The organism is Corynebacterium sp. LaCa_205, assembly GCF_057458085.1.
The window spans coordinates 598,904-616,887 of sequence record NZ_CP190931.1 but is presented as its reverse complement, the minus strand read 5'-3'; the positions used below and the strand labels follow the sequence as shown (position 1 = coordinate 616,887).

At 56.0% G+C, this 17,984-nt stretch carries 13 protein-coding genes and 1 pseudogene; 9 read left to right on the top strand and 5 right to left on the bottom strand.

Annotation, left to right across the window (positions count from 1 at the left end):
* Positions 1–385: 385 nt before the first annotated feature.
* Together manB and ACP8J1_RS03070 are read right to left on the bottom strand one after the other, a co-directional pair.
* Positions 386–1,480, bottom strand: coding sequence for a mannose-1-phosphate guanylyltransferase (gene manB, locus ACP8J1_RS03075; RefSeq protein ID WP_023020760.1), 1,095 nt, complete (start codon positions 1,478–1,480; stop codon positions 386–388).
* 100 nt (positions 1,481–1,580) lie between these two features.
* Positions 1,581–2,480, bottom strand: a complete 900-nt coding sequence (locus ACP8J1_RS03070; RefSeq protein ID WP_023020759.1) for a glycosyltransferase family 2 protein — start codon at positions 2,478–2,480, stop codon at positions 1,581–1,583.
* 124 nt (positions 2,481–2,604) lie between these two features.
* Here ACP8J1_RS03070 and ACP8J1_RS03065 point away from each other — a divergent pair, with 124 nt between their 5' ends.
* From ACP8J1_RS03065 to ACP8J1_RS03040, 6 genes and pseudogenes are all read left to right on the top strand, one after another.
* Positions 2,605–4,236, top strand: coding sequence for an LCP family protein (locus ACP8J1_RS03065; protein WP_023020758.1), 1,632 nt, complete (start codon positions 2,605–2,607; stop codon positions 4,234–4,236).
* A gap of 25 nt (positions 4,237–4,261) precedes the next feature.
* The gene (locus ACP8J1_RS03060; protein WP_023020757.1) at positions 4,262–4,927 is read left to right on the top strand and encodes a TIGR03089 family protein; all 666 of its coding nucleotides are present in this window, start codon (positions 4,262–4,264) and stop codon (positions 4,925–4,927) included.
* Between the two features lie 43 nt (positions 4,928–4,970).
* Positions 4,971–5,708, top strand: a complete 738-nt coding sequence (locus ACP8J1_RS03055; RefSeq protein WP_023020756.1) for a sulfite exporter TauE/SafE family protein — start codon at positions 4,971–4,973, stop codon at positions 5,706–5,708.
* Positions 5,709–6,210: 502 nt separating this feature from the next.
* Entirely contained in the window at positions 6,211–7,602 is a 1,392-nt protein-coding gene (locus tag ACP8J1_RS03050; protein WP_486697044.1) for a hypothetical protein, read from the top strand.
* An 86-nt stretch (positions 7,603–7,688) separates the two neighbouring features.
* Positions 7,689–7,820: pseudogene (locus tag ACP8J1_RS03045) on the top strand (glycine betaine ABC transporter substrate-binding protein); the annotation flags it as partial.
* A 161-nt stretch (positions 7,821–7,981) separates the two neighbouring features.
* Positions 7,982–9,301: an amino acid permease gene (locus ACP8J1_RS03040; protein WP_302518388.1), complete on the top strand. Its 1,320-nt coding sequence runs from the start codon at positions 7,982–7,984 to the stop codon at positions 9,299–9,301.
* A 399-nt stretch (positions 9,302–9,700) separates the two neighbouring features.
* Here ACP8J1_RS03040 and ACP8J1_RS03035 read toward each other — a convergent pair whose 3' ends face one another.
* The 3 genes from ACP8J1_RS03035 to ACP8J1_RS03025 all read right to left on the bottom strand — a co-directional run bounded on the left by ACP8J1_RS03035 (position 9,701) and on the right by ACP8J1_RS03025 (position 14,460).
* A complete protein-coding gene (locus ACP8J1_RS03035) occupies positions 9,701–11,020 on the bottom strand; it encodes an MFS transporter (protein WP_023020753.1) in 1,320 nt (439 codons plus the stop codon).
* A gap of 399 nt (positions 11,021–11,419) precedes the next feature.
* Positions 11,420–12,694, bottom strand: coding sequence for a threonine/serine exporter family protein (locus tag ACP8J1_RS03030; RefSeq protein WP_034656263.1), 1,275 nt, complete (start codon positions 12,692–12,694; stop codon positions 11,420–11,422).
* 548 nt (positions 12,695–13,242) lie between these two features.
* Positions 13,243–14,460, bottom strand: coding sequence for an amidohydrolase (locus ACP8J1_RS03025; protein ID WP_023020751.1), 1,218 nt, complete (start codon positions 14,458–14,460; stop codon positions 13,243–13,245).
* Positions 14,461–14,720: 260 nt separating this feature from the next.
* Here ACP8J1_RS03025 and ACP8J1_RS03020 point away from each other — a divergent pair, with 260 nt between their 5' ends.
* From ACP8J1_RS03020 to ACP8J1_RS03010, 3 genes are all read left to right on the top strand, one after another.
* Positions 14,721–15,701, top strand: coding sequence for a carbohydrate ABC transporter permease (locus ACP8J1_RS03020; protein ID WP_023020750.1), 981 nt, complete (start codon positions 14,721–14,723; stop codon positions 15,699–15,701).
* A 27-nt stretch (positions 15,702–15,728) separates the two neighbouring features.
* Positions 15,729–16,574, top strand: a complete 846-nt coding sequence (locus tag ACP8J1_RS03015; RefSeq protein ID WP_034656258.1) for a carbohydrate ABC transporter permease — start codon at positions 15,729–15,731, stop codon at positions 16,572–16,574.
* A gap of 81 nt (positions 16,575–16,655) precedes the next feature.
* On the top strand, positions 16,656–17,978 hold the full coding sequence (locus tag ACP8J1_RS03010) for an ABC transporter substrate-binding protein (RefSeq protein ID WP_023020748.1): 1,323 nt from the start codon (positions 16,656–16,658) through the stop codon (positions 17,976–17,978).
* Positions 17,979–17,984: the final 6 nt, after the last annotated feature.

Sequence of the window (17,984 nt, the reverse complement as noted above, 5' to 3'; positions counted from 1 at the left end):
TAATTTCACACCGGATCACTAAATATCGTCAACCCGAATTAGCGGCTTCTTCGCACTTTTCGGCAAAAACGCAGCACACGATCCCCACGCGTCACATCTGTAACAACTACTCCCCACTGGGGGTATAGGTAGGGGGTACTACATGTAGTGGCACCCCGTTTTTCTGTCAACAATTTTCAGAAAATTCCGGCGTGTCGCGCGCACAATCTCTCAAAGAAGGGATCTACGTACTCACCAACGCTGCACAGATTTCGCATTATGGTGGCAGCTTTAGAAGGACAGGCTGAGTAATTCCGCATGGAAAAGGCCGAACCAAGGACTCATTTTCCTCAGTTCGGCCTATCCCAGTCAGACTTATCGCATGGCCCAGCCCACGGCAGGAGCGTTAAGCATCGGAGCTAAAACGCACTCCAGCGTCCGGGATGGAAACGCCGGGGAAGACACGCATGCCGTCGAGAAGCTCGCAGCGCGCTCCAATGTGGGCGCCCTCGCCAATGACGCAGTTTTCAATGACCGCGTTGGCGCCAATATGTGCGCCGGAGGCAATAATGGAGTTATGAATGATGGCACCTGGCTCAATGCGCACGCCATCGAAGACGACGGTGCCCTCGAGGCGAGATCCGGCGCCTACCTCGGAACCACGGCCCACGGCAGTACCGGACAGCAGCAGCACGCCACCAGCGATACCGGCCGAAGGATCCACCAAGGACTCGCCGGTCTTGCCTTCAATCAGCGGGGAAGGCGCAATGCCGCGCACCAAGTCCGACGATCCGCGAGTGAAGTCATCTGGGCGGCCCATGTCGCGCCAGTAGGAGTTGTCCACGTGACCGACAACGAGGCGACCCTCTGCCAGCAGTCCCGGGAAAGTCTCGCGCTCGACGGAGACGACACGATCGGCCGGAATAGACTCGATGACCGAACGCTTGAAGACGTAGCAGCCGGCGTTGATCTGATTGGTCGGCGGGTCCTCAGTCTTTTCCAAGAAGGCGGTTACCCGACCATTGGAATCGGTAGGCACGCAGCCGAAGGCACGAGGATCAGCCACGTTGAGCAGATGCATGGTGACATCGGCGTCCTTGTCATGGTGCGTGGTGAGGATTCCCTCCAGGTCCATGCCGGACAGCACATCGCCGTTGAAGACCATGACGGTGTCATTGCGCAGCTTGTCGTAGACATTGCGGATACCGCCGCCGGTACCGAGTGCGGTCTCTTCCACCACGTACTCGATCTCCAGGCCTAGGTCCGAACCGTCGCCGAAGTACTCCTCAAAGACCTCAGCCTTATATGAGGTAGACATGACCACGTGCTCGATGCCGGCGGCCTTGATGCGGGCGAGAAGATGCTGCAGGAACGGATAGTTGGCCGTCGGCAGCATCGGCTTCGGTGTACCGATGGTTAGTGGACGCAGGCGGGTACCGCGACCGCCAACGAGAATCACTGCATCCGTGCTGGCACCGTGAGTGGTGACTGCTTCAGTCATAGTCTTCCTTATGTATGCAGACAGTTTTATTCGGTGATTTTCTGAGGGACAGTGTAGAGCTTAAAAGCGCAATCTAGGTCAACGGCACGCGCACCGCGGCCTAAGAACCTGCCGATGCCGAGGCAATTAACCCACGCACCCGCAGCCCCAGCCACAGTGCACCACGCAATGGGGCCTGCCACCAGGCGGGGTGGCGGTCTGCTTGGAAGCGGTAGGCGGAGTCATGGTGCGCGCGTAGCATGGCGCCGGCGTGTGCTTGTGTGGAATGCCCCTTGGCGTGACTGATGACTGCTTCTGGGCAGAAAATGTTTTGGTAGCCGGCGCGCGCGAAGCGATCGCCTAGATCTACGTCTTCGAGGTACATGAAGTAACGCTCATCAAATCCGCCGATGGCTTCAAAAGCCTCCCAACGCACAAGAAGGCAGGAACCAGATAACCAACCAGCCGGCCGCTGCGTAGTCATATCGGTTTCATTGCGATAAGCGCGCGACCACGGATTAGAGGGCCAGATCGAGGAAAAGAGGGCGTGCCCAATGCCGGTGGCGACGGTAGGCACGGCACGGGCAGAGGGGTAATTGGTGCCGTCCGGCTCTACTATGCGCGGGCCCACGGCCGCAGCGTCCGGCCATTTGCGGGCACACTCGATGAGCCGATCGATAGATCCCGGTCTAAAGGCAACGTCCGGGTTGGAAATCAGGAAAAATTCCTCATCTACTCCGCCGCGCTCGCGGGCGAAGCGGGCACCGGCGTTCATGCCGGCGCCATAGCCGATATTCCCGCCGGTATCGAGGAAATCTACCCCGGCGCGCTCGCGGGCGGCAGCCTCGGGAACACCGTCGGTAGAGCCATTATCCGCAAGCACCACCTTGGTGCCGCGGGCGTACGCACTCGGCAGGGAGTCTAAAAAACTACCGAGGTATTGTCCGGGACTATAAGTCACGGTGATCACGGCCAGTGGGAGTTGAGTTGGAGTAGTCACAATGGCCACGAGCTTAGTCACAAGCACTCCTCGCGCTGGGCAGGGACACTGCCCGAACACGCGAAATCGGACGCGGATCACTAAGTTTTTAACGTTCTGCCCTAAACTGTCTCCAGATCCCCACCAATCTAGAAAGCCTCCACTTGTGACTTCTGAGAACACTCGCCGGGCGCGCACCATTCAGCCGGCGCCCTCTGCCGCTAGTGCGGTAAAGCAAAAAGGTTCCACGGCCATAAAGACGATCGTAGCCCTGCTATCCGCCCTGATCCTGGTGGTATCTGGCGTGGGTTATGCCACCGTCGGCCGGCTTGATAATGGTATGTCTTCTGCCAAGGACTTGTCCTTAGGCGGCAAGGGACTTTCCGGTGACTCGCTCGATGGCGCGGTGGATATCTTGCTGGTGGGCAAGGATTCGCGCACCGATGCTAAGGGCGATCCCCTCTCCGATAAGGAACTAGCAGACCTGCACGCGGGCGTGGCCGATGGTGAGGAAAATACCGACACCATGATGCTCATCCGCGTTCCGGAGGATGGTTCCCGTGCTACCGCCGTGTCCATTCCGCGCGATACCTATGTTAAGGATCCGGAGTACGGCAATATGAAGATGAATGCTGTCTTCGCCTCTCACAAGAACGCCAAGGTGGACGAGCTCAAGCAGGAAAACGCAGAGGCAGAAGCAAAGGGCAAAAAGAAGCCGCACTCGGATAAGGACATCGAAAAGCAGGGCGTCGAGGCCGGCCGCGAAGGGTTATTGGCCATGGTGCGGTCCTTGACCGGTGTGTCCATCGACCACTACGCGGAGGTGGGCCTGCTGGGCTTTACCCTGCTTACCGACGCCGTCGATGGTGTCGAAGTCTGCCTCAATGATGACGTCAATGACGATATGTCTGGCGCTAAGTTCAGCAAGGGCAAGCAGACCCTCGATGGCGCCAAGGCCCTAGCCTTTGTGCGCCAGCGCTACAACCTGCCGCGCGGCGACCTCGACCGCATCGTGCGCCAGCAGGCTTTTATGGCTTCCCTGGTCAATAAGATCTTGGACAATGACACCCTGGCTAATCCCTCCAAGCTTTCCAAGATTGCCAAGGCGGTGGAACGCTCCGTAGTCATCGATGAGGGCTGGGACATTATGGGCTTTGTTACCCAGCTTGCCGGCCTGGCAGGCGGCAATGTCACCTTCACCACCATCCCTGTTACCTCCATCGACGGCCAGGGCGATTATGGCGAATCTATCGTCACTATCGACGCCGCCGAGGTTCACCGTTTCATGGACGATTTGGCTAAGTCCCACGATGAAGCCACCGATGAGGCCAAGGCCGAGGATAAGGACAAGCAGAAAAAGGCGGACAAGGACAAGGACGTCGATCCTAATATCAATATCCACGTCCTCAACGCCGGCAATATTGACGGCCTAGCTTCCGGCATCGGCTCTTGGCTTGAGGGCAAGGGCTATACGGTAGAGCGCTCCGCTAACGCGCAACCGGGCATCTACAGTGAGTCGCAAGTGGTAGCCGCTGATCCGACGAGCAAGGAGGCGAAATCCCTAGCCAAGAAACTGGGTGGCCTGCCGGTGGCAGAGAACCCGCAGCTCGATAATGACACCCTCATCGTCGTGGCCACCGATGACTACCAGGGCCCCTCCGATAAGGAGGCCAGCGCCCAAGAGCCGGAGGAAGACAAGTCCAGCCAGCCGGTAGGCACCCCGGGCGATGACTTCGGTACCGCCAAGGTTTCCCCAGAAATCGACGCCGGTGGCGATGGCCCGCGCTGCGTGAACTAGCACTTCTCCCCTACGATGGGCGAGTATGGAACTACTCGCCCATCTTTTGCATGCCGATGCCGCCTCTCCGCGCCTTACCGTATATAACGAGACCACCGGCGCACGCATGGATTTTTCCGGGCAAACGCTCGACAATTGGGTAGCGAAGATCGCCAATATGTTGGAAGAAGAGCTCGACCTAGAGGCAGATTCCACCATTGCCATCGATCTGCCCTCCTCGTGGCAAGCGGCCGTTGTGGCCTTGGGTGCGCTCGGCTCCGGCCCTTCCTATAGCTTTGGCGAGTCTGCCGCGCTTGCCGACGTCGTCTTTACCTCCCCCTCCCGCTACCCCGCCGCCCATGATCGTCAACCCCAAGCCGATATCGTGCTCATCAGCGAGGACCCCTTTGGCCGCGGCGTCGTAGAATCCGGCGGCGATCTACCCACTGGCGCTATTGATTTCGGCCCTACCGTGCGCTTCTACGGCGATCAGTACTTTGGTGAAACCCAGCCACTGCCGCAACTCGTCAATACTCCTGCGAGCGCCGAGCGCCTGCTATCTACCGGCTGGTCTGATAATGAGTCTTTTTCCCGCGCCGTGCTCGAGCCCCTCGCCGCGGGAGGTTCCGCCGTCATCGTTGCCGGCGTGTGCCCAGCAGAGCGGTTGGAGGAAATCGCCTCCAATGAGAAAGTGACAGCTCGCCTTTCCTAGGTTTAGTCGGCAGGATTGAGCCCAGATACACTTAGCACTCGTTATGTTTCTGGGAATCTCCGCGGACGCATGGTCCTATATCTTCATCGGCCTCCTCATCCTTGCCGGCACCATCACTCAGGGCGCCATCGGTTTTGGTTTAGGGACCATTGCCACGCCCATCATCGCGCTCATTCGGCCTGAGCTCCTACCCACGCTCATTCTGTTGCTCGCGTTGTGCATTTCTAGCTATACGTTATCGCGCTCCTACCGCGAGACTTCTTGGCGCGTGGTGGGAATCTCTTCTCTTGCCCGCATCCCCGGTTCTTTAATAGGCGCTTGGGCAATCGCGAGTCTGTCCCCCAATGGACTATCCATCTTCATCGGTTCCGCCGTACTCTTTGCCATGACCCTATCCAGTTTGGGATGGAGCCCGCGGCCGACCACCCTCAATACGCTCATCGCCGGCGTAGCCTCCGGCATCCTGGGCACCTCCACTTCCATAGGCGGCCCGCCCATGGCGTTGATTATGAAGCGTTTTGATCCGAACCGTACCCGCGGCACTTTGGCGGGCACCTTCGTCCTCGGAACCTTAATTTCTCTTATAATTTTGGCGCTCAATGGACAGATCAGCAGCACCCAAGTAACCGCTGCGGCGGCCTATTTCCCCCTTATTGTCATTGGACTTATCGCAGCGAACTACCTCAACCGATTTATAGATAGGAAACTGCTCAACCGCATCGTCATCATTGTGGCCATCTCTGCAGCCCTCATGCTGATCGTTGAATCCGCCCTCTTCTAGCCCTGCACCCCACCCTCTTCGGAACATCCTGGACAGTTCCGGTTGCGAAAAGCACCAACCTCTGCCATGTAAACGCCTATAACTTATGACATGTAACATTCACCAGCAGGCATTTTATAACCGCCTTTCACCCGCTCAAATGCAGCGCACGACGCATACAGTGACACACCTACAATTTCCCTACAAGACTCGTGCACCACTTTAGAAAATAGCAAAATACCCCCACATAGGGGATACGTCGATTCGTCTCAAACGAGCGATGTATAGACATCTATTCATCAATAATTTTTGACGCACTATCGACCACTTAGCGGGAACAACCCCCATTAAACAGCTCGGTCTATATAAAACATATTGACCTTTCTTTGGGGAAGATATATAGACATCTAAGAGATGACGTAACTTTAAGCGTGTTTTAGCGTTTTCTTAGCGCAACGTCGAGAGTTGCTGGATTTCATTCATAAGTTCATTCATTTTCTACCTGCATTAGGAGAAGTTCTAGATGTCGATTCGTCGTCGCATGACCGGCCTGACCGCCGGCCTCATCGTCGCCGGCACCGCATTCGCGGCACCGCTGGCTGGCGCAACCACCCAGACCGAGTCCTACCCGGAAACCCCGGCCCTGAACCCGCAGCTGCCCATCATCCACACCACCCACGGTTCCGATCACATGAAGGCGAACGTCCTGAACCCTCGCCCGGTATGTAACCCGTGGGAGGACCACCGCACCGTGGTCTACAAGGTTTCCGATCGCTTCCTGCCGGCCGGCACCATCTCCACCACCAACCAGACCAAGAAGGACATCCCGCTGCAGCAGGATCTGTCCAAGTCCCAGTCCATCTCCGTTTCCGTCAACGGTGACCGCACCGAGACCACGTCCATGAACCTGGGCGGCAAGGGCTCCGGCAAGAATGCTGAAGGCTCCGCAGGCATCTCCCACGAGATCGCAACCAAGATTGGTGCTAGCGCCTCCTACTCCCTGTCTTGGGAGGCTGGCCAGTCCATCGGACCTTACGACGTTCCGCCAAACCACACCGGTGAAGCTACCTACGGCTTCCGCGTGCTGAACATGACCGGTACCCAGCAGTACTGCAAGCCAAACGGCACCTGGTCCACCCCGACCGCTTGGAATGCAATGCAGCCGGTTAAGAACGAAGTTCGCGTCAAACTGTACGACAAGCTGTCTGATTCCTACGCTCCTAACAAGGATGCCCAGAACACCACCGACGTCAACGACCCGAAGGTTGTGCAAGAGGACAAGAACCTCGAGGCTGACGCAGAGGTAATCAAGGACACCGAGGGCACCGCCAAGGAAGATGCCGAGAAGGTTTCTGAGGCAGAGGGCAAGAACGAAGAGGCTGCTGACAAGAAGAAGCAGGAAGAGGTTGATGCCAAGGAGGACAAGAAGGACTCCAAGCACAAGCTCGACCTCGAACCTTACATGACCGTTTCCGACGCTAAGCACGCTGGCTTCGCAGGCACCGTTGCAGTCCGCGCCAAGAACGTTGGCTCCGAGCGCTACTACGGCGGGTTCCCAGCTACCCAGTTCCGCGTTGATGTAAAGACCGCCAAGGGCCCGAAGGGCGTTGACCGTCTCATCACTCCGCGTTCCTCCAACGGCGCTCACATCCGTGACCTGGGCTTCAACGAGAAGACCTCTACCCGTTCCTTCGAGGTGACCTTGGCTAACCCGATTAACGCTGGCGAAGAGGCTCGCATTGCGAACCTGGACTTCGGCGATGGCAAGACCAAGGAAGGCCGCCTCATCAATAACATCGAGGTAACCCAGACCTCCCGCATCAAGGGTGATGACTCCAAGCACAACGACCAGAACGTTGATTCCCGCGAGCACACCTTGAATGACTTTGGCAAGAAGGCTGAGGGTCTGTTCTAAGAACCCCTACTTCTTCCCTAGGAACATAGTTTCCTAGCCAGTCTCAAAGAGAAGGCCGCTGCACCACTGATGGTGCGGCGGCCTTCTTCTTGATCGTTTCACAGCTGCTTAACGACGAAAAGATGCAGGAACTCAATGCCCGCGTCGACGTCGACGGTGAGGACTACACCACCGTGGCACTCGATTTTTTGAAGGAAGAAAACCTGATCGCGGACTAGCTGCCAAGCCTTAGCAAGATTCCCAAAAACCGTTGCACCACCCTCGGTGCGGCGGTCTTTAATATTTCTTTAAATTAGATCACACTTTTACTTTCGTTCGCCAAAACCTTCAGATAGATTGTTTATGTTGTCTTATTCACACATACTGAAGGATGAATTCTATGTCTCACACGACTGCGAATGCGCCTGCTTCACCGGCCAGTTCACCCACTACCGGCAACGCAGACACCCCAAGCGGCAGCCAGGTGACTACCAATAAGGCCGTCAATAGCCAGTGGACCATCACGCTCTTCGGCACTGCCGTGGGCGCAGGTATCCTCTTCTTGCCGATTTCCGCCGGCAGCTTCGGCTTCATCCCGCTACTGGTAGCCACCCTGCTCATTTTCCCGATGACCTACCTGGCCCACCGTGCTTTCTCCTGGATCATTAGCTATTCGCCGCTGCATGGCGAAGACGTCCTTGCAGTACTCACCCACTTCTTTGGCCGGGGCAACGGCATTATCCTCGCGATTATCTACTGGTTCACCATCTTCCCGGTGGTGCTCATTTACGGCGTATCGATTACTAATACGGTCGATAGTTTCATCGTCAACCAGCTAGGTGGGCCGGAAATTTCTCGCTATATCTTGGCACCGCTGTGCGTAGGACTGATGACGCTGGCACTTGCCTTTGGCAATGCCATCATGTTGAAGATTGCCCAGTTCGTGGTTTATCCGCTCATCGTGGCGCTGGCAGCAGTATCGCTCTACCTCAGTCCGCAATGGGACCTCGGCTCCTTCATGGAGGCCGGCGATCACACCGCTGGCGGGGCTATCAAGGCCATTATCCTTATCCTTCCCGTCTTGGTGTTCTCCTTCTCCTTCGTTGCTGCGATTTCCCAATTCTCGCTGGGCATGGAAAAGGAATACGGAGCGGACCACCACGCACAGTCCGATAAGGTTATCCGCAATTCCGCCATCTTGCCGACCGTCTTCACCATGTTCTTTGTCTGGTCCTGCGCACTGGCCATGGGCGCAGACGGCATGGAGGAGGCAAATGACAAGAACCTGCCGGTACTTTCCTACTTCGCCAACGAAACCGGCACCCCATTTATGGCCTACATGGCACCCATCGTGGTTATTTGTGCGGTGGCTTCTTCCTATTTCGGCCATGCCCTTGGCACCATCGAGGGCACCCAGTACCTCTTCAACCTGGCCGCACCGAAATCCACAAAGAAGATGTCTGCCCGCACGCTCGACCTATGGACCTACCTCTTCATCTTCATCGCCACGTCACTGGTAGGAATTTTCAACCCCTCCATCCTGGACATGATTTCTGTCGTGGGCGGCGTCTTCTTCGCCTTCATGACCTACCTGCTTCCCATCTGGGTCATTTACCGAGTGGACGCCCTAGCCCGCTTCCGTGGCAAAAAGACCAACTATTTCGTGGCGGTCATGGGCTTTATCGTGCTCTTTGCCACCATCTGGGGAATGTTCCAATAATCCCATAAAAAAGTGGTTCGACAATTACTTTTCCTGTCTGACAAGGCGGGAGACAACATGTCAGAACAGGAAAAGGCGCCGCACACACTTGCAACGCATTGGCGCGGATGCAAATACTGCCGAAAGTTATGACTATTAAGCTACAAATGGGCTAGCAGTAAACTTTCAGCAACTAGCAGGGACCTATCAGGCACAATCCATTGTGGTAGCAGCCCCGTGCCCCATACTTAAATCATGCGTTTGAGAGAGCGCATACGAGAGAGATAGAGAGAACCCCTCAGTTTCCAGAGGGCGGCTTAGGCCGATACATGGAAACACCTTGTAGAGAGAGACGCCTGCGGCCCTCGGTTCCTTCCGGTTCCGAGGGCCGCAGGCGTTTTATCCTTTTATAGCGAAACGCTACTGGTGCAGCTTATTCTTTTTCGACGCGAATAGCACCGCGGTTCCAGTCACCAGCGCCGCAGCCACCAAATAGAAAGCAGGGGCAAGCTGCAGACCAGTGACATCAATAAGCCAGGTGGCGATCATCGGAGCAGTACCGCCAAAGACAGCATTGGCCGTATTAAACGTCAGAGCGAAACCGGATAGACGGACGTGCGTGGGGAACTGCTCGGAAAGGAAGGAGGGCAGGACGCCGTCGTTGAGCGCCAGCACGCCACCCAAGCAGACCTGAATGATAATGACGAGGAGGATTCCGGCGCCGTCGAGAAGCATAAAGGCCGGAATGATAGTCACGCCCATAAAAGCGGCCGCGCACAGCATGGTCGTGCGGCGGCCCAGGCGGTCCGAAAGCATGCCGGTAAGCAAGGCAAAGCCCACATAGAATGCGGAGGCAACAGAGGACGCTATAAACGCCGGGGTTGCGGCCATACCCAACTCTTCTGAGAGGTAGGTGGGCAGGTAGGTCAAAATGACGTAGAAGCCAATGGCGTTGAGCACCGCACCAGCAAAGGCAATGGCCAAGGCCTTGGGATACTTGAGCACCTCCCGCAACGGAGATTCTTCCGGTTCATCCTGATCCTCAAAGTGGGAGGACTCCTCCGTATGACGGCGAATCCACAGACCGTACATGCCCAAAGGCAACGCAATCAAGAAAGGCACGCGCCAGCCCCAGGAATCCAAGGCGGCATCGTCGAGCACGCCCGTCAGCAACGAGGCAATGAGCGAGCCCAGCAACAAGCCGGAAGCCGTAGCGGACGGCACCACCGCGGAATATATGCCGCGCTTGCCGGCCGGAGCGATCTCGGCCAAGTGCGTGGCCGCGCCTGCATACTCACCGGCTGCCGAAAAGCCCTGCACCATGCGGCACAGCAGCAGCAAAAGGGACGCGGCGAAGCCGATGGTGGCATAGCCAGGAAGGAAACCGATGCACGCGGTAGCCAGGGACATCATCACAATGGAGACCGTTAGGGTCTGGATGCGTCCGTGTTTATCACCGAAGTGACCCCATACGATGCCACCCAAAGGCCGCACCAAGAATGACAGCGCAAAGAGCGCAAACGTCATAATCAGGGCACGGCGGCCTTCCATCTCCGGGAAAAAGACTCGGGAGATAATCGCGGACATATAGATATAGGCTGCGTAATCGAACCACTCAATGAAGGTGCCTATAAACGCTGCCTTTATGGCCGAGCGATGCTGGCGTTTTGTTTCTTCTGTATCTTCCACCTGTGCCGGCACGGCATCATTGGCTGGGGGTTGGGAAGTGAGAGGAGACATGCTCCTCACCTCAATTCTGTAGCTATACAAGCAGTTGAAAACGGCGCAGGCCCGCTGCGCGCATGCCCTCAACCCTACAGAATCAACTTATGGTGTACGTCACTTTTATGCGCCAATATTGCACTCCCCCACAAGTGTTACGCTTGTCAGCGCCTTATCCATCCCCTCCCAGCCATTAACAGCCACCCAACAGCCGAGCCTCATGGACACTACAGCACAGTGCCCCATACTGAGATCGTGCGTTTGAGAGAGCGCATATGAGAGAGATAGAGAGAACCCCCTGCAGTTTCCACAGGGCGGCACATGCCGATATATGGAAACAGTGAGAGAGACGCCTGTGGCCCCCAGTTCCGAAAGGAAGTGGGGGCCACAGGCGTTTTCCCAGTTAAGACCCTAACTTCATGCTGTAGAGGGCTTCTGCGGAATTTTTTTATCAAAATCAATAAGTCGGCCCAATGCCCAATCCTTATCAGTTAGCAGGCGAGAAAACACCAATCCGGCGCCAATAGAACCAACCACCATCATTCCTGTCGCAACGTTTGCCAAAGCTTGATCCATTTGACCGTCATTCAAATAAAACACTGCTCGAAACATTGTAACCCCCGGAATCATAATCACGGCAGCCGGAACGGTCGTTGTAATACGAGGAAGGCGCGCCTTTTTAGAAGCAACCGCACCTAACAGCCCAATCAATAGTCCTCCCACGAATGCCGCAAAGAAAATAGTTGTACCTGCGTGAATGAGGATCAAACGGAGCTCGTTTGCCACCGTTCCGACACACGCTGCGACCAAAACCATGCGGCGGGAAGAGTTGAAAAGAAAGGCAAAGCCAGCAATTCCCAGAAAACTTGCGACCGGCGCCAACAAAAACCACTTCATATCCTGTGCAGGGGCGGGCGGATCAGGGGTAAGTTGTGTCAACCAGCTAACCATCGAGACTGTGAAAGTCGCTGTAAATATAACAGTGAAGGCGTACCCTAACCTGACTATTCCTGCGTCCAAATCAAAACGCGCAATGTCGATCAAAGCAGAGAAAAGAGGAAATCCGGGGATCAAGAATAAAACCGCTGCTACCACGCCCGAGGACAATTCACTCGGAGCCACTGAGCCTATCGCACCAAAAAATTCCGTTAAAAGGAAGAAAACGATACTTGCCGTTGCCCCGCCAGCAATTACTCCCCCGATTTGATGGACGTGCCGGTGGAGAACCGTGTACCGCACAAACTGGCCTGCAAACGCCGCTAGAGCCACCAACCCCACCGCTTCTAGCGGGAAACAGTTAAGATACGCAAACGCCGCGCACGCGATCGCGGCGGCAAAAGAAAGAACTAAACCGCTCCAGCGCTTTTTGACTCCAAACTCAATAACATCCAGCTTTGCGGCCAATTCTTGGGCAGTAATCCCCGCATAGAGCCGATTATGGGTCAGGTCTTCTAAGGCTTCTATCCGCGAAGCATCAACCGCAGGAGAATGTTGCCGGGCAATCACTGTCCTGAAATATTCCCCGCGGTGGAACGTACAAGTAATCTGCGTCAAACCCACTGTGGCATCTAAGTGGTCAAACCCCAAAGCTCGCGCACTGCGTTTCATCCCCCTTAAAACACGGTAACCAGAAGTGCCGGCACCCATTAGGAGCATTCCCACCCGCAAGACAACATCCGCTTCCACGCCCATTTGCCGGTGCAATTCTGGATCAAATTGTTGCGACACATCTCCTCCTCTGACACGGTTTTAGCGCCTATTTAAAGGCTTCTCGACCCCAACCGAAGCCCGAGAACACACTTTTAGTTTTACCTAGAATCCTACGCAGAACCGCACCCCTATGAATAGTTCTTCATCGACCTAGAGGTCGCCGCCTTTTACACCGTGGGCTGGTCTGCGCGTTTATATGGCGATTTCCACCCCATTACCACAATACTCACAGGTAAAACGCAGGCCTGTAACAGGCTAGGGAGTTATCTTAAGTTCATGCGTTTGAGAGAACGCAAGAGAGATAGAGAGAACCAGTTCCAGCGCCCTGCGGCCCCAAGTGAGGCCCGGGCGTTGGAGCTGTTTTAGGGGTCTGCCGGTTAATTGCACTAAGAAACGGTGGACGCAGGAAAACCTTGCATAGAGAAAACTCACCAGAATTGGCGGCTATGAACTACTCCCCCACAGCCCGGATGCCAGCAGCAATGGCCGCACATCTTTTAAGAACCGTGCGGCCATGTACAGTTTCCCGCTTAGTCGTTGCCCAGATAGCTCAATGCAGCGGCAGCAAGTGCTTCGGTGCCAGTGCGCAATGTGGGTTGGAGCAGCGGGGCGAAGTGCGGGCTGTGGTTGGGAACATCTTTTCCCTCTTCGCGGCCGGAAAATACCCAGAAGCAATAGGGAACCCCAAAGGCACGCGCAATGGTGGAGAAATCCTCACTGGCTGTGAGGGGTTCTGCGGTAAGAACGCGGTCGGCGCCGAAGTAGGATGTGAAGACTTTCTGGAGCCGCGCCGTGGTCTCGTCATCATTGCTGGTAAGCGGGTAGGCATCGTGATAGTTAAATTCAGCAGGCTGAGGGCTACCGGCAGCCTGGCACTCAGCGTTGACGATGCGCTCGATGGCGCCGGAGATTTTATCGCGTACTTGCTCGCTATAGGCACGCACGTTGATCTTCAGGTTAGCCTCAAAGGGAATGATATTTGCCTTCGAACCGGCATTGATAGCACCCACGGTCAACACCCCAAACTCGGAAGGGCTTAGTTCGCGGGAAATGACTGTCTGAAGGCGCATCACAATGGAGCTGGCCAGCACCACTGGATCGACGCTGCGGTGTGGCATGGAACCGTGCGAGCCTTGGCCATAAACCTTGACATCCAGACTTACCGCGGTGGACATGAAGGGTCCTGCGGCAAGAGCAACGGTGCCAGCAGGAAATTGGCTAGCAAAAACATGTTGACCTAGGACAACATCGGGAGTTGCTACCTTATCTACCAGACCGTCATCCACCATGGACTGGGCACCGGCAGCGATTTCCTCGCCCGGTTGGAAAATTAGTTGCAGGGTGCCGGACCACTGGTCGGTGGCCTGCGCCATGAGCGCACCCATGCCCAGCAGGCTGGCCACGTGCGAATCGTGACCGCAGGCGTGCATGACGGATATGGGGTTTCCATCCGGGTCAAGAGCGGTATCGGTGGAGGCATAATCCAGGCCAGTGTCCTCCTTGACTGGTAGGCCATCAAAATCCGCGCGCAGCATGACAGTTGGCCCGGCACCATTTTCTAAGATGCCAACCACGCCACCGCCTACATCCACTTGTTCAAACCCGAGGTCAGCAAGCTTGCCCTTGATGATGCCAAGCGTGCGCTCCTCCTGCATTGATAGCTCCGGGTGCTGATGCAGGTCCTTATAAAGTGGCTCCTGCCAAACTTTGACGGAGTCATAGTTGCTGCAGACAGTGCGGACAGACATTGCTTCCTCCTTGTGGAATCGCGGTGGAATATGGGTGCCAGTGTAGAAGGGTGGGAGGAAGGTGGGCGTCGGCAAGCAAGGCATTTTTGTAATGCCAGCCATAGTTTTATGGAAAAGAGACAGGCACCACGGCCTGCTGAGCTGGAGTTTTTAAAAAAATTTGATGACGCATCCACTTTTAACCCATCGGACATTAATAATTCACTGATTGTTTGTTTTTCATGTATCTGGGCTTCACCCGTCCACCCTAGATTGACCGAGTGACCTTTCAGGAAGACTCTCTCAGTGGCGGCAACTCAGGCACTACCATCGCCCGTCACGCCCACACGGAAATCCCCAGTGATTCTGCGGCGCTGGTGCGCAAAGCAGCGCGCAATCGCCACAAGGAATGGCTGCTGGCCGCAGCGCTTTTAGCGCCGAACCTGATCCTGCTGGCTGTATTTACTTACCGGCCGCTGCTAGATAATATCCGGCTATCCTTTTTCAATTGGAATATTTCCAGCCCTACCTCCACCTTTGTAGGCTTGGACAATTATGTGGAGTGGTTTAGCCGCGAGGATACGAAGACCATCGTGCTCAACACTGTGGTATTTACATTCTTTGCGGTCATTGGCTCCATGATCATCGGTCTAGCACTGGCATTGCTGCTCAACCAGAACATTAAGGGCCGCAACTTTGCACGCTCGGTGGTCTTCGCGCCCTATGCCATCTCTGGCGCGGCCATTGGTATCGCCTTCCAATTCGTCTTTGACCCGAACTTTGGCCTCATCCAGGACATGCTGGGCTGGTTCGGCATCGACTCCCCGAATTTCTATGCCGTGCCAGGCTGGGCGATGTTCATGGTGACGTTCACCTTCGTGTGGAAAAACCTTGGATATACCTTTGTCATTTATCTAGCCGCGCTCCAAGGCCTAGACAAGGAACTGGATGAAGCCGCCGCTATCGACGGCACCGGACGCTGGCGCAAATTCTGGCGTGTGACCATGCCGCAGCTGCGCAATACGACCTTCTTCCTTTCCATCACGGTGCTTCTTAACTCCGTGCAGGTCTTCGACATCATCAACGTCATGACCCGTGGCGGCCCACAGGGCAATGGCACGCAGACGTTGGTCTTCCAGATTTATAACGAGACCTTCGTCAACTTCCGCGCCGGCTACGGTGCGACTGCCGCCACCATCTTGTTCCTGATCCTGCTCATCATCACCCTGATCCAGGTACGCATCATGGATAAGCGAGGTTAACCCACTATGGCTACTTCAACCCTTCACATGGTCACGGATGAATCCCCCACCACCCGTCGCGCCAAGCTCGTAGGCGGCTATTTGGGCATCCTCGCGGTACTGCTCCTTATTGGTCTCCCGCTCTTTTGGATCCTCATGACCTCTTTCAAGGCCAAGGGCGATATTTATACAGATCCGGTCAACTGGCTGCCGCCGGTATGGGAGACTGAGAATTACTCCGATGCCACCACCCGCGTGCCTTTCTGGACCTACCTGCGCAACTCGGTAGTCATTACCGCAGTGCTGTCCATCATCAAGATTGTGCTTGGTGTCATCTCTGCCTATGCGCTGGCCATCCTGCGCTTCCCAGGCCGCCATCTGGTGTTCTTGTTGGTCATTTCCTCACTCATGGTGCCCAGCGAGATCACCGTCATTTCTAACTACGCCTTGGTCAATTCCTTGGGCTGGCGCAATACCTTCGTGGGCATCATCGTGCCGCTGGCCGGCGTGGCTTTCGGCACCTTCCTCATGCGCAACCACTTTTTATCCCTGCCCTATGAGCTGGTGGAAGCCGCCCGTATGGACGGCGCCGGCCCCATCCGCCTGCTTACCAAGGTGCTCCTGCCGGTCTCTTGGCCAACGCTGACCGCGTTTTCCGTCATCACCATGGTCAATGAATGGAATACCTACCTGTGGCCATTCCTCATGGCCGATACTGAGGACGTTGCCCCACTGCAGGTGGGCCTGACCATGCTGCAAAACAACGATGGCGTGACCAACTGGGGTCCGGTTATGGCCGCCACCATCCTCACCATCATCCCGATGGTGATCATCTTCCTAGCCTTGCAAAAGTACATGATTCAAGGCCTGACCACTGGCGCCGTCAAGGGATAGAAGGACTTCTACCCCACCCACGCTCGCCGTTTCCACATACTTTATTTCCCCCCCTTAACCAGGATTTTTCAGGAGAACTACATGCTACGCCGCACATTCCTCGCCCTTGCTACCACAGCCGCATCTGCCACCACTCTCGCCGCTTGCGCCGGCACCTCTTCTACTAACCCACAAGGCGGTAAAGACAAAGGCGGCGATGGTGAAGTCACCGAATTGACCTGGTGGTCCAACCACCCGGGCACGTCTAAGGACATTGAGAAGGAAATCATCTCCCGCTTTGAAAAGGAGAATCCTGATATCAAGGTCAACCTCGTTGATGCCGGCAAGAACTACGAAGAGGCTGCACAGAAATTCAACGCCGCGCTCACCGGCCAAGATCTACCGGACATCGTGGTGCTTTCCGACGTCTGGTGGTACAACTTTGCCATCAACGGCCAGGTCGCCAACGTGGATGACCTGGCGAAGGAAGCCGGCATCGACCTGTCTACCTATGTGCAGCCACTCTACGAGGATTACAACTACGACGGCGGCCACTTTGCGCTTCCTTTCGCTCGTTCCACGCCGTTGTTCTATTACAACAAGGATGCGTGGAAGAAGGCCGGTCTGCCTGACCGCGGCCCGAAGTCCTGGGATGAGATGGACGAGTGGTCCAAGAAGCTCGCCGCGGCCGATTCCAAGATGAAGCCATTTGGCTGGGGCGATGCCGTGGACTACCTGGGCTGGATCTTCCAAGGCCCACTGTGGTCCAAGGGCGGTGCCTACTCCGATGAGTGGGACTTGAAGTTCACCGATGACAAGACCATCAAGGCCGTCGAGTGGCTCAAAGACATCACCGATGAAAAGAAGGGCTACTCCTACGTGGGCAATGACATGGCCATGGAGTTCGGCACCGGCCGCGCAGCCGCGACTGTGCTGTCCACCGGTGACCTGGCAGGCCTGACCGATACCGCCAAATTCGAGCTCGGTACCGCCTTCCTGCCTAACCCGACTGGCGAGGGCGCCTGCCCTACCGGTGGTGCTGGCCTTGCCATCCCAGCTGGCATCAGCAAGAACCGCCAGTTGGCTGCAATTAAGCTCATCGACTTCATCACCAATGAGGAAAACACCTGCTACTGGTCCCAGAACGTGGGCTATATGCCGGTGCGCTCCACCGCGGTAGACAACAAGGATCAGAAGAAGTTCATGGAGGAAAACCCGAACTTCGAAACCGCCATCAAGCAACTTCCGGAGACTCGCCCGCAGGATAATGCCCGTGTCTTCCTGCCCGGCGCGGACCAGGAGATTGGTGGTGCTTTCGAAAAGATTGTCACCAACCGCGATGACGTCACCAAGGTGCTTACAGACCTGCAAAAGACCCTGCAGTCCATTTATGACAACCAGGTCAAGACCGTCATCAATAAGTAGGCTCCC

Excerpts from the sequence above, each read along its gene's own strand:
- ACP8J1_RS03060 (WP_023020757.1), top strand. The coding sequence starts at position 4,262 with ATGGAACTACTCGCCCATCTTTTGCATGCCGATGCCGCCTCTCCGCGC.
- ACP8J1_RS03055 (WP_023020756.1), top strand. The coding sequence starts at position 4,971 with ATGTTTCTGGGAATCTCCGCGGACGCATGGTCCTATATCTTCATCGGC.
- ACP8J1_RS03040 (WP_302518388.1), top strand. The coding sequence starts at position 7,982 with ATGTCTCACACGACTGCGAATGCGCCTGCTTCACCGGCCAGTTCACCC.
- ACP8J1_RS03050 (WP_486697044.1), top strand. The coding sequence starts at position 6,211 with ATGTCGATTCGTCGTCGCATGACCGGCCTGACCGCCGGCCTCATCGTC.
- ACP8J1_RS03025 (WP_023020751.1), bottom strand. The coding sequence starts at position 14,460 with ATGTCTGTCCGCACTGTCTGCAGCAACTATGACTCCGTCAAAGTTTGG.
- ACP8J1_RS03010 (WP_023020748.1), top strand. The coding sequence starts at position 16,656 with ATGCTACGCCGCACATTCCTCGCCCTTGCTACCACAGCCGCATCTGCC.
- ACP8J1_RS03035 (WP_023020753.1), bottom strand. The coding sequence starts at position 11,020 with ATGTCTCCTCTCACTTCCCAACCCCCAGCCAATGATGCCGTGCCGGCA.
- ACP8J1_RS03015 (WP_034656258.1), top strand. The coding sequence starts at position 15,729 with ATGGTCACGGATGAATCCCCCACCACCCGTCGCGCCAAGCTCGTAGGC.
- manB (WP_023020760.1), bottom strand. The coding sequence starts at position 1,480 with ATGACTGAAGCAGTCACCACTCACGGTGCCAGCACGGATGCAGTGATT.
- ACP8J1_RS03030 (WP_034656263.1), bottom strand. The coding sequence starts at position 12,694 with ATGGGCGTGGAAGCGGATGTTGTCTTGCGGGTGGGAATGCTCCTAATG.